This window comes from Pseudomonas sp. StFLB209 (assembly GCF_000829415.1).
Classification (GTDB): domain Bacteria; phylum Pseudomonadota; class Gammaproteobacteria; order Pseudomonadales; family Pseudomonadaceae; genus Aquipseudomonas.
In genome coordinates this window covers 942,934-955,187 of the sequence record NZ_AP014637.1, presented here as the reverse complement: position 1 = coordinate 955,187, position 12,254 = coordinate 942,934, and the positions used below count along the sequence as shown (strand labels likewise).

Sequence of the window (12,254 nt, the reverse complement as noted above, 5' to 3'; positions counted from 1 at the left end):
TCTCACTGTGCCCAAGCAACTGCACGTCAACCTGTTCGAAATGAACTGCGTCAGCCACATCATGCATGGCATGTGGGTTCACCCGGACAACAACCGTCATCGCTTCAACGACCTGGACTACTGGACCGAGCTGGCCCAACTGCTGGAGTACGGCACCTTCGACGGTGTGTTTCTCGCCGATGTCGTGGGCGTCTACGACCGCTTTCGCAACGGCCCGGAAACCGCCCTGCGCGAAGGCTTGCAGGTGCCCAGCAATGACCCGTTGTTACTGATCCCGGCCATGGCGGCGGTGACCCGTGAACTGGGCTTTGGGGTGACTTTTTCCACCACCTACGAGCCGCCGTTTGCCTTTGCCCGGCGCATGAGCACCCTGGATCACCTGACCAAGGGCCGGGTGGGCTGGAACATCGTTACCTCCTACCTGCCCAATGCTGCGCGTAACTTCGGCCTGGACCAGGAAGTGCCCCACGATCACCGCTACGAAATCGCCGACGAATACCTTGATGTGCTCTACAAACTCTGGGAGGGTTCCTGGGACGACGACGCGGTGATTCAGGACCGTGAGCAGCGCGTGTATACCGACCCGGCCAAGGTGCGTTACATCAACCACGTGGGTGAGCATTTCAAGGTCGCCGGCCCGCACCTGTGCCAGCCTTCGCGTCAGCGCACCCCGGTGTTGTTCCAGGCCACCGGCTCGCCGGCCGGCAGCGCCTTTGCCGGGCGCCATGCCGAGGTGGTGTTCACCGGCGGCGCGACCCCTGAAGATGTGCGCCGCAACATCGCAACCATGCGCCGCAATGCCGAACAACAAGGCCGCGACCCGGCGGGCATCAAGTTCATCGTCCAGGCCGGGGTGATCGCCGGGCGCAGCGATGAGGCGGTCGCCGCCAAGCTCGACAGCTACCGCCGGCTGGTCAGCGCCGACGGCGCCATGGCGCATGCGCAACTGGGCATCGACCTGCGCGCTTACGCGCCTCATCAGCGGCTGACCGACATCATCAAGCGGGGTGATATCGGTTGGGGCGCCCTCAACCGCTTCAACCCCGAGACCACGGTCGGGCAGATGTTGCAAGGCTTCGCCGGTCTGCAAGAGGACCGCTATTTCGTGGCCGGCACGCCTACGGTGGTGGCTGACGAGATCGAACGCTGGCTGGACGTGGACGGCATCGACGGCATCAACCTGCGCCAGTATCTGTCGTTTGAAACCGCCCGTGACTTCATCGATCTGGTGGTCCCTGAGTTGCGCCGACGCGGACGTTTTCGTGAGCGCTACACGCCGGGCGAAACCCTGCGCGAGCGGCTGTTTGGCGCAGGCCAGGCGCGCCTGCCGGCCAATCACCCGGCGGCCCGCTACCGCGACCCGGCCGCGCTCAGCCAGCCTTTGCCGCCGCTGAGATTTGCTCAGGCAGGTCAGCCATGAGTGACCCGGCAACAGAGGATGGCGGCTGGAACATTCGTCATCTGCCCGACACTCCGCTGGCGTTTGTCTGGGCCTTTATCCAGCGCTACCGGGGTGGCTTATGCGGGCATGCTGGGGCTGCAAACGGCGGCGGTGATTTGTGCAGTGCTGGTGCCTTGGGCGCTGGGGCAGATCACCCGGCTGGTGACCCAGGGCCTGGAGACCGATCGCGCGTTCGATGCGCTGACCTGGCCACTGCTGGGGCTGACCGCCTTGCTGGTGCTGGAAATGCTCTTTGTGCGCTGTGCCAGCGCCCTGCATGTCTACACCCTGCCGCGTCAGCGCCGGGCGGTGACTCACGCCTTGTTTGCCTATCTGCAACAGCATTCGCACCGCTACATCACCAGCGAGTTTGCCGGGGCCCTGGCGCACCGCATCAGCGAAGTCTCGCTGGGCACCACCATGGCCCTGGCGATTCTGATCTTCGACCTGATCCCGCTGTTGGTTACCTTGTCGCTGGCGGTGCTGCTGTTGGCCACGGCCGACCTGTGGCTGGCGGCGTTCATGGGTTTTTGGGCGGCGGGCTTTCTGGGCCTGTGCTGGTTTTTGGCGCGGCGCAGCCATCCGCTGGCCCGGGCCTTTTCAGCGGCGCGCAGCGTCAGCACCGGCAAGGTGGTTGATGCGGTGACCAACCTGACCAACATCCGCCTGTTTGCCCGTCATCCTTTCGAGCACCAGTATCTTGGGCGTTTTCTCGACCGTGAAGTCGAAGCGGCCAAGCGTTCACTGGGCTACATGGAAAAATCCGCTGGTTCCAGAACGGCTGCGGCGTGTTGCTCAAGCTGGGCATCCTGCTGCTGGCGCTGTGGTTGTGGCAGCGCGGCAGTATCGATATTGCCACCTTCGTCACCGCCACCAGCCTGTCGCTGATGATCATCACCGACGTCTCGGGGTTGTCGCGGCGCCTGCTGGAGTTCTTCGAAGCCACCGGCAACATCGCCAACGGCGTGCGCACCCTGATTCGCCCCCATGAAGTCACCGACCAGCCGCACGCACAGGTGCTGAAAGTGCAGCGCGGTGAAGTGCGGTTTGTGAATGTCAGCTTTGGTTATCAGCCGGAAAAGCCGGTGTTTCGCGACTTCAACCTGCACATCCCGGCCGGGCAGCGGGTGGGCTTGGTGGGCGCATCCGGCTCGGGTAAATCGACGCTGCTAAGCCTGTTGTTGCGCCTGTACGACGTCAATGCCGGGCAAGTGCTGATCGACGGCCAGGATATCCGCAGCGTGACCCAGCATTCGCTGCACCAGCAGGTGGGCTTGATTCCCCAGGAACCGGGGCTGTTCCACCGCAGCATTCGCGAGAATATCCATTACGGCCAACTCGATGCCGGCGAAGAGGCCTTGCATGCGGCCATCGAACGCGCCGGCGCCCGGCACTTCATCGAGGCCATGGAGCAGGGTTACGATTCACTGGTGGGCGAGCGCGGGGTCAAGCTTTCCGGTGGCCAACGGCAACGCATCGCCATTGCCCGGGTGTTGCTCAAGAATGCGCCCATTCTGGTGATGGACGAAGCCACCTCCAGCCTGGACTCGATCACCGAGCGTTTCATTCAGGACAAGCTCGACGAAATCATGGAAGACAAAACCACCCTGGTCGTCGCCCATCGGCTGTCCACCGTTGCGCATCTGGACCGCATCATTGTCTTTGACGAAGGCCGCATCGTCGAAGACGGAACCCACGAACAACTGCTGGCCCGACAGGGGTATTACCACCGCTTATGGAATCGCCAGGCAGCATGATGCTGCGTTGACGTTGACGTGCTGTAGATCTTGACCTTGATCTTCAAGCACAAATCTCCCAGACGACACCGAGCGCGACGTTGGTGCAGGCCGAACGGAGGCGCTGCGCAGGGGGGATAAGGGCCATGGATGGCCCGTTAGGCGCAATGGGCCATGGAAGGCCCATGTGCGCCGACCCCCGGAGTGGCGTCGGAGTGAGGGAACCCCGAAGGGGCCCAACCCGGAGCAAGCGGTTTGGTTACTTTGCCAAGACAAAGTAACCCGCCCGTCGGGGCGGAACCCGACGTATGAACAACTGCGGCGATGAGCCTTGCTTCATCGTAAGGTATCCGCAGTTTCTATCAGCACACAGGTAAAAGCTGCCTTGCGGTGGTGGACGATTTTTTGCCGCGGTTGAATGTTCGTCGGGTTCCCTCACTCCGGCGCCGCTTCGGGGGGGCGGCGCACATGCCCATCCATGGCCCTTATCCCCCCTACGCGGCGCCTGCGTTCGGCCTGCACCAACGTCGCGATCGGTGGTGTCTGTGCCATCTGTGCTCGAAGATCAAGAGCAGCTGTTGTACCAGCAACATCCCCTCGACACTTTGTCCACCCACCATCATCGCATTCACCCCGAACCCCAACAAAATCAAGGTATTGAGACCCGGCACGGGTCATGCAATAGCCCCTGCAACCATCTCTGCAACCGCCACTGGCGCTGTAACCCGCAGGAGCGACCTTGAACTTCAATACCCGTTACCTCACCCCGCTGTTCACAGTCCTGCTGCTGGCCGGTTGCGAGCGCCAACAGCAGGCCAGCGTCCATAGCGACCAGCCGGTGCACGGCGGCACCCTGGTGTATGCCACCGACCGCGAACCCACCTGCCTGGACCCTCATGTGGCCGGCGACATGCCGCAAGTGTTCGTCGCCCAACAGTACCTCGACTCGCTGGTGTCGATGGACAGCCAAGGGCAGATCGGCCCATGGCTGGCGAAAAGCTGGGAGGTTTCGCCTGACGGCCTGCGCTACACCTTCCACCTGCGCAACGACGTCAAGTTCACCGACGGCACCGCGTTCAAGGCCGATGCGGTCAAGGCCAACCTCGACCACATGGCCAACCCCAAGACCCAGTCCAGTACCGCCGGGGGCTATATCCGCCAGTACCGCAGCACCGAGATCATCGACGACTACACCGCTGTGGTGCATTTGAAAACACCTTATGCGGCCTTTCTGGAAGTGCTGGCCCAGGGCTTTCTGGGCATTCAGTCGCCCACCGCGCTGGCCCGCAGCCGCGACCAGAACTGTGAAAGCCCGGTGGGCAGCGGGCCGTTCAAGGTGGTCAAGTGGCAGCGCCAGAACCAGATCGAGCTTGCGCGCAACCCCGATTACAACTGGGCGCCGCCCACCGCCAAGCACCAGGGCCCGGCGTATCTGGAGCGGGTGATCTGGAAGTTCATTCAAGAGCCTTCGGTACGCTTTGCGTCCTTGCAGGCCGGCGAGGTCGATGTGATCGAGACCCTGCCGCCCGAGTCCCACGAAGCGGCGCGGCGCAACCCGGATCTGCAACTGATCATCGCCCAGCGGCCCGGCAACCCCACCAATGGCACGTTCAATATGCGCCGCGAACCCTTCGCCGATGTGCGTGTGCGCGAAGCCTTTGTACGCAGTGCCGATGTCGAAGGCGCGCTCAAAAGCGTGTATTTCGGCGAGTTCCCAAGGGCCGGCGGACCGTTGAGTGTGGCCACGCCGTTTTATAGCCCGGAGTTCGAACGCATCCAGGACTACGACCCGGCCAGAGCCGCGCAACTGCTCGACCAGGCTGGCTGGACCCAGCGTGACAGCGAAGGTTATCGCACCAAGGACGGCAAACGGCTGCGGGTGGTGGTGGTGATCGGCGCCCGCACCCCACCGTCGGAATTGACCCTCTGGGAGCAGGTGCAGGCCACCACACGTCAGGCCGGTTTCGAGCTGGTCATGGACCAGATGAGCGACGCCCAGGCCACGGCGCGTCAGGCCGCCTGGGATTACGACATCCGCATCGGTTACTGGAACACCAACACCCCGGATGTGCTGCGCATCATCTACAGCTCGGCATTCATTCAGCCGGCCGGGGTCGGTGGTTATCACCAGAACACCGCCGGTTACGCCGATCCGGGCTTCGATGCCTTGATCGAAAGCGCCCTGGCGACCCAGGACCCCGAGCAGCGTCGGCAAATCTACTACCAGGCGCAGAAGCAGGTCGCCGCTGAGTACCTGCAGTTGGCCACGTACCCGCAGAGCACCCGCCTGGGTATCTACAAGACCGCCCATGGCGTGCGCCTGGAGCCTTCGCTGGCGGTGACCTATCTCTATGACGCATGGGTGAGCAAATGAGTATTGCAACGACGCCGTCGGGCGTGACCGATCCGCGCCGCGAACGCCTGGCCGCGCTGGGCCGCCGTGCGCTGCTGCGGTTGGGCGGTGGGGCACTGGTGCTGCTGGCGGTCGCGACCCTGACGTTCTTTGCCTTGCGCACAATGCCGGGTGATCCGGTGCTGGCGATTCTCGGCGGGCCGAGCGCCAACCCAAGCCCGGAAACCATCGAAGCCACCCGTGCCGAGTACGGCCTGGACAAGCCGTTGCCGGTTCAGTACGTGCTGTACCTCGGCCGCCTGTTGCAAGGTGACCTCGGGGTCTCCTATTCCCAGCATATGCCAGTGACCCGGGTTCTGGCCGAGCAGGGCGGCGCGACCCTGGAACTGACCGTGGCGGCCCTGGTGCTGGCCTGGGCGCTGGTGCTGCTGACCACGGTGATCACCGCCGGGCGCGGGCGCTTGATTGGCGGCGCGGCCTCTTTGCTGGAAACCCTCAGCGCCGCATTGCCGCATTTCTGGCTGGGGGTGGTGTTGCTGGCGGTGTTTGCCTTTGGCCTGCGCTGGTTCCCGCCAGCCGGCAGCGACGGGTTGGCGACCCTGGTCTTGCCGGCGTTGTCGTTGGCCATTCCGCTGGCCGGGTTCATTGCTCAAGTGACCCGCGAGTCGCTGGAACTGACCCTGGAGCAACCCTTCGTGTTGACTGCCCGCACCCGTGGCCTGAGCGATCTGAAAGTACGTTTCAAGCATGCCCTGCGCCATGCCTTGCTGCCGGGGGTGTCGCTGTCGGGCTGGGCCATCGGTGCGCTGATCAGCGGCGCGGTGGTCTGTGAAGTGATCTTCTCGCGCAAGGGCGTGGGCCGTCAGTTGTATCAGGCGGTGCAAACCCAGGACCTGCCGCTGGTGATCGGCATCAGCCTGGTGGTGGCCGCCGGCTATGTGCTGGCCAACATTCTGGTGGACCTGCTTTATCAATGGATCGACCCTCGGCAACAGGAGCAGCACTGATGAGCGAACTGACCCTTGCGGCAACTCACCGTCCGCTGCTGCGCCAACGCCGTTGGCGCCTGCCACCCTGGGGCGCAACGCTGTCGATCGGCTTTCTCGGCTTGCTGGTACTCGCCGCGCTGGCCCCACAGTTGTTCACCCGCATCGACCCGCTGGCCATCGTGCCCCGCGACGCCTTTGTGCCGCCGGGCTGGGAACACTGGCTGGGCACCGATCAGTCAGGCCGCGATATTTTTGCCCGGATCATCCATGGCACCCGGCAAAGCCTGTTCATCGGGGTGGCCGCCACCGCGTTATCCATAACCATCGCCATTGCCTTGGGGCTGCTGGGCGGGCTGGGTGGGGCGCGTATCGACCGTGGTGTGGGCTGGCTGCTTGAAGTGCTGTTTGCCTTCCCAAGTCTGGTGCTGGCGCTGTTGTTCGTCGCGGTATTCGGCAGCGGTATCGGCCCGCTGATCATCGCCACCGGTCTGGGCGGTGCCCCCGGTTATGCGCGCATGGTCCGTGGCCAGGTACTGGCGGTGCGCAATGCCGGTTACATCGAGGCGGCCCGGGCGCTGGGCCACCCGACCTCGCGCATTATCCTGCGCCAGTTGCTGCCCAATGCCATGCGTCCGTTGGTGGTGACCATCACCATGGGTGTCGGCCAGGCCATCGTCTGGGCGTCGGCGCTGAGCTTTCTGGGGCTGGGTGCCCGACCTCCGGCGCCGGAGTGGGGCACCATGCTGTCGATGGGCCGCGACTTCATTGCCACTGCCTGGTGGCTGACCTTCTTTCCCGGCCTGTTCATCGTGCTGACCACCCTGTCGACCACGGCGACCGGCCGCTACATCCAGAAACGCCTGGAGGGCCGCCTGCCATGAGCGATAACACTCTGATTGTCGATGGCCTGAACGTCTCGTTCGATGGCCAGACCGTGGTCCATGACCTGTCCTTTACCTTGGCGCCGGGACGCTGCGTGGCCCTGGTCGGTGAATCGGGCTCGGGCAAGAGCGTCAGTGCCCGCAGCCTGGTCGGGCTGGCCGGCGGCCGGGCCGAGGTGGCCGCCAGGGGCCTGAGTTTTGCCGGGCGCGACCTGCTGAGCCTGAGCGAGCGGCAATGGCGCAGCGTACGCGGCAAGGACATTGGCTTTGTGCTGCAGGACGCGCTGGTGTCGCTGGACCCGTTGCGCCCGGTGGGCAAAGAGATTCTTGAAGTGCTGGAAACCCATCGCTTCGGCAACCGCACGCAACGCCAGGCGCGGGTACTGGAATTGCTGGAGCGGGTCGGCGTGCCGGATGTTGCGCTGCGTGCCCGGCAGCGGCCAGGACAGTTGTCTGGCGGCTTGCGCCAGCGGGCGTTGATCGCCAGTGCGCTGGCGATGGACCCGGCGCTGGTGATTGCCGACGAGCCGACCACTGCGCTGGACGCCACGGTGCAGGCGCAGATTCTTGAGGTCTTCCAGCAGATCAAGGCCCGTGGCGCCTCGTTACTGATCATCAGCCATGACCTGGCGGTGGTCGCGCAACTGGCTGACGACGTGGTGGTCATGCGTCACGGTGAAGTGGTCGAGCAAGGCCCGATGGAGCAAGTGCTGCGCCAGCCGGCTCATGCCTACACCAAAGCGCTGCTGGCGGCGGTGCCCGCTGAGCATCCACGCGGCAGCCGACTGTCGCCGGAGCGTGCCAGCTACGTGTCGCCGCCAGTGCGTCAGGACGCTGAAGTGCTGCTGCGCGCCCAGGGTTTGGGTAAACGTTATCTGGGGCCTGACGGCCAGGTACGGCAAGTGGTGCGGGATGTCGGCTTTGAGCTGCGCTCCGGCCGCACGCTGGGCATCGTCGGTGAATCGGGCTCAGGCAAAACCACCGTGGCGCGTATCGCTTTGGGCCTGTTGCAGCCTGATGCCGGTGAAGTGCATTACCGGGGCCAGCCGTGGACTCTGCCCCACGGCGGGGTTGATGAAAAGCATCGCCGGCCGCTGCGCCGCGAGATCAGCGTGATCTACCAGGACCCGCTCAGCTCGTTCGACCCGCGCTGGAGCGTGGCGCAGATTCTCGACGACGCCTTGCACGTTGCTGGTATCGACGCCCAACAGCGCCCGGCGCGCATCACCCGCTTGCTCAATCAGGTGCGCCTGCCCGCAGAACTGGCCGAGCGCAGGCCATTGCAGTTGTCCGGTGGTCAGCGCCAGCGGGTCGCCATCGCCCGGGCCATTGCCAGTGAGCCCAAGGTGATTGTCTGTGACGAGCCGGTGTCGGCGCTGGACGTGTCGGTTCAGGCCCAGGTACTGGACCTGTTGGCTGACCTGCAAGACGAGTTGGGCCTGGCTTACCTGTTCATTTCCCACGACCTGGGGGTGATCCGCCACGTCAGCGACGACGTGTTGGTGATGCGCCATGGTGAGGTGGTGGAGCTGGCCCCGGTTGAGCAACTGTTTGAGCAGCCGGCCCATGAATACACCCGGCGCCTGCTGGGCTCGGTGCCGCGTTTGCCCGGCAGCGGCGCCGAACTGCAAGTGCCGCCGCTGGACCCGGAACACGAGGCGTTCGATCTGTTCGATGAAACCCGCCTCTGGAAAATCGCCATTTAAGGACTGCCTGATGACCACTTATCAACGACTGCCCACCCAGCCTGCGGCGACCAGTGTGGCTGAACTCAAGGCGCGTATTGCGGCGCTGCTGCCCGAGATTGGCGCAGGCTCCGCCGAGCGCGAGCGTGAACGCCGCTTGCCGTTCGAGGCGATTGCCCGACTGGCCGCCGCCGGTCTCTACACCGTGCGCATCCCGCGCCGCTTTGGCGGCCCCGAAGGCAGTGTGCGCGATGTGATCGAACTGCTGCTGCAGGTAGCCTCGGTGGACTCCAATGTCGCCCAGGCGCTGCGTCCCGGCTTTGCCTTTGTCGAAGGCTTGCTGGCTTCAACCAGCGATGACGCCGAACCAGAGCGCCAGCATTGGTTTGCCCGCTATCTGGATGGCGCGGTGATTGGCAATGCCGGCTGGGAACTGGGCGGTGCCAATGGCTCGATTGCCGCACGGCTGGTGCGCGAGGGCGATCACTACCGGGCAACCGGCAGCAAGTTCTACAGCACCGGTGCGCTGTTCGCTGACTGGGTCAGCGCCGTGGCGCTGGACGAAGATGAACAGCCAGTGTCGTTCATCCTGCCCCGTGGCCGTGAGGGCCTGGAGTTGCTCGACGACTTCGACGCCATGGGCCAGCGCCTGACCGCCAGTGGCACCACCCACCTGAATAACGTGCGGGTCGACGCCAGCGAGCTGCGCACCCGCACCGTGGAGGAGGGCAAGCGCACCATCGTCACGCCCTTCCTGCAATTGTTCCTCGGCACCGTGCAGGCCGGTATCGCCCGTAATGCACTGAATGACGCCAGCCGGTTTGCCCGCGAACATGCCAGGCCGATCAAGCACAGCAGCGCCAGCCAGTCGGTGGACGACCCTTACGTGGAGTTGTCGGTGGGCGATATCGCCGCCCGTGCTTATGGCGCCGAGGCGCTGGTGTTGCGCGCCGCCGACAGCATCGACCGGGCCTGGGCCGAAGGCTTGCAAGACGCTGACGTCGAGCAGGCCGCCGTGGAGGTCGCCCAGGCCCAGTACCTGGTGGCCGAACTGGCGCTCAAGGCGGCTGAGACGGTGTTCGATGTGGGCGGCGCGTCCACCACCGGGCGGGCGCACAACCTGGACCGGCATTGGCGCAACGCCCGCACCGTGGCCAACCACAACCCACGGCACTGGAAAGCTGCAGTGGTCGGTGCCTGGCAGCTCAAAGGCACGCGGCCGCCGGTCTCGGGCCTGTTTTGAGCGCGATACCGGTCACGTTAGCCACCGCTGAGCAAAGCCCGAAAGTGCCGGTGATCATCGGCGCAGCGCTGTTCATGGAGTTGCTCGACAGCACGGCGGTGATGACCGCCTTGCCAAAAATGGCCGAGGACCTTGGCGAACCGGGCTTGCGCATGAACCTGGTGGTGTCGCTTTACGTGCTGGCGCTGGCGTTGTTCGTGCCGGTCAGCGGCTGGGCGGCCGAACGCTTTCGGCCGCGCCGGGTGCTGTTGTTGGCGATGGGCATGTTTACCGTTGCGTCCTTGGTCTGCGCCCTGGCTGACACGCTGTTGGAGCTGTGTCTGGGGCGTATGGTGCAGGGCGCTTGCGCGGCATTGATGACCCCGGTTGGGCAGGTGATCATCCTGCGCTGGTCCAGTCGTGAGCAACTGCTGCAAGCCATGTCATGGCTGGCCTTGCCGGCGTTGGTCGGGCCACTGGTGGGGCCGCTGCTCGGGGGCGTGCTGGTGACCTACCTGAGCTGGCAGTGGATCTTTTTCATCAACCTGCCGATCTGCCTGTTCGGTTGCTGGCTGATTGTGCGCCATGTGCCGGATTTTCCGGCGCGCCAGGTGCCGCCGCTGGACAAACGCGGGCTGCTATTGGGCGGCGGAGCATTGGCGCTGCTGGTGTTCGGCTTCGACTCCCTGGCGCAAGGTGAACTGCCCAGGTTGCTGGCTGGCAGCTTGATTGTCGGTGGTGGGCTGTTGGCGCTTGGGTATGTCATCCATGCCCGGCGCCATCGTGACTCACTCATCGATCTCGGACTGTTTCGCCTGCCCGGCTTTCGTTTGAGCCAGGCAGGTGGCGCGCTGTTTCGTCTGGGCACTTCGGCCCAGCCATTTTTGTTGGTGCTGTTGCTGCAGAACTGCCTGGGCATGACCCCGCTGGCCGCTGGTTGGCTGGTGGTGTGTGGCGGGGTTGGCGCGTTGTTGATAAAGCTGCTGGCGGTGCCGCTGGTGCGGCGCTTTGGCTATCGTCACCTGCTGGCTGGTAACGCCCTGCTCAGCGCCTTGGGCATCGCCCTGTGCGCCAGCTTCGATCATGAAATGGCCGTCTGGCTGATGGCGTTGATCCTGTTCAGTGCAGGGCTGGCGCGCTCGCTGCAATTCACCACCATGGGCGCGGTGACCTACCTGGACGTACCGCTGGAGCGCAGCGCCGCCGCCAGCAGCCTGTCGGCCATGGCCGGGCAACTGGTGATGAGCGTCTCGGTGAGCATGGCCGGGGTATTACTGGGCCTGTTGGCAAGCCTGGATGGGCGCAGCGAAACCTCGGTCGGTGATATCGTCGTGGTGCTGTTGTTGTGTGCGCTATCGTGCGCGGCATCGAGTGTGGTGTTTTATCGCCTGGCCAATACGGCGCAACCGCTGCAAGGAGATAAGGGTGACTGAAACCGGAATTCGCCCCGCGACAGCGTTTGATGGCGCCAGAATCGCTGCCATTCATATTCAGGCCTGGCAACAGGGTTATGCACACTTGCTGCCTGAGCACTACCTGCGCGGCCTGGGCAATCAGTTGCCGACGCGCACCCGGCAGTGGCAAGAGCGGATTCGCGAGGGGCAACGGGTTTTGTTGGCTGAGCGCGCCGGGCAGGTCATCGGCTGGCTGGTCTGGGGCCACAGCCGTGATGCCGAGGCGCGGGCTGGCTGCGGCGAGATTCACGCCATCAACCTGGACCCGGCTCATTGGCGGCTGGGTGCCGGGCGGCGATTGATGGAAACGGCCCATGCTGAACTGGCCGGCGCTGGGTTTAGTGAGGTGACCCTGTGGGTGCTGGAAGGCAACGCCCGAGCTCTGGCGTTCTACCAGACCCTGGGTTACCAGCGTGATCAAGGGCTGGTGCATGAACAGGAGCGCGGCGGTGCCACATTGCGCGAGTGGCGGCTACGCAGGCCGCTGGCATAG

Annotated in this window: 10 protein-coding genes; all 10 read left to right on the top strand. The window is 64.5% G+C overall.

The window, feature by feature from the left end; translation table 11 throughout:
- Positions 1–7 precede the first annotated feature (7 nt).
- A complete protein-coding gene (locus PSCI_RS04450) occupies positions 8–1,420 on the top strand; it encodes an LLM class flavin-dependent oxidoreductase (RefSeq protein WP_197540942.1) in 1,413 nt (470 codons plus the stop codon).
- An 18-nt stretch (positions 1,421–1,438) separates the two neighbouring features.
- On the top strand, positions 1,439–2,329 hold the full coding sequence (locus PSCI_RS29715; RefSeq protein WP_231906361.1) for an ABC transporter transmembrane domain-containing protein: 891 nt from the start codon (positions 1,439–1,441) through the stop codon (positions 2,327–2,329).
- Entirely contained in the window at positions 2,230–3,198 is a 969-nt protein-coding gene (locus PSCI_RS29710; protein ID WP_231906360.1) for an ABC transporter ATP-binding protein, read from the top strand. The genes PSCI_RS29715 and PSCI_RS29710 overlap by 100 nt, the downstream gene beginning before the upstream one ends.
- 748 nt (positions 3,199–3,946) lie before the next feature.
- The gene (locus PSCI_RS04440; protein WP_045493810.1) at positions 3,947–5,551 is read left to right on the top strand and encodes an ABC transporter substrate-binding protein; all 1,605 of its coding nucleotides are present in this window, start codon (positions 3,947–3,949) and stop codon (positions 5,549–5,551) included.
- Complete coding sequence (locus tag PSCI_RS04435) at positions 5,548–6,537, top strand: ABC transporter permease (protein WP_045493807.1); 990 nt, start codon at positions 5,548–5,550, stop codon at positions 6,535–6,537. The genes PSCI_RS04440 and PSCI_RS04435 overlap by 4 nt, the downstream gene beginning before the upstream one ends.
- Entirely contained in the window at positions 6,537–7,400 is an 864-nt protein-coding gene (locus PSCI_RS04430; RefSeq protein WP_045483330.1) for an ABC transporter permease, read from the top strand. Before PSCI_RS04435 ends, PSCI_RS04430 begins: the two co-directional genes overlap by 1 nt.
- Positions 7,397–9,106, top strand: coding sequence for a dipeptide ABC transporter ATP-binding protein (locus PSCI_RS04425; RefSeq protein ID WP_045483328.1), 1,710 nt, complete (start codon positions 7,397–7,399; stop codon positions 9,104–9,106). The genes PSCI_RS04430 and PSCI_RS04425 overlap by 4 nt, the downstream gene beginning before the upstream one ends.
- A 10-nt stretch (positions 9,107–9,116) precedes the next feature.
- Complete coding sequence (locus tag PSCI_RS04420) at positions 9,117–10,328, top strand: acyl-CoA dehydrogenase family protein (protein WP_045483325.1); 1,212 nt, start codon at positions 9,117–9,119, stop codon at positions 10,326–10,328.
- The gene (locus tag PSCI_RS04415) at positions 10,325–11,740 is read left to right on the top strand and encodes an MFS transporter (protein WP_045483322.1); all 1,416 of its coding nucleotides are present in this window, start codon (positions 10,325–10,327) and stop codon (positions 11,738–11,740) included. The genes PSCI_RS04420 and PSCI_RS04415 overlap by 4 nt, the downstream gene beginning before the upstream one ends.
- Complete coding sequence (locus tag PSCI_RS04410; RefSeq protein ID WP_052483348.1) at positions 11,733–12,254, top strand: GNAT family N-acetyltransferase; 522 nt, start codon at positions 11,733–11,735, stop codon at positions 12,252–12,254. Before PSCI_RS04415 ends, PSCI_RS04410 begins: the two co-directional genes overlap by 8 nt.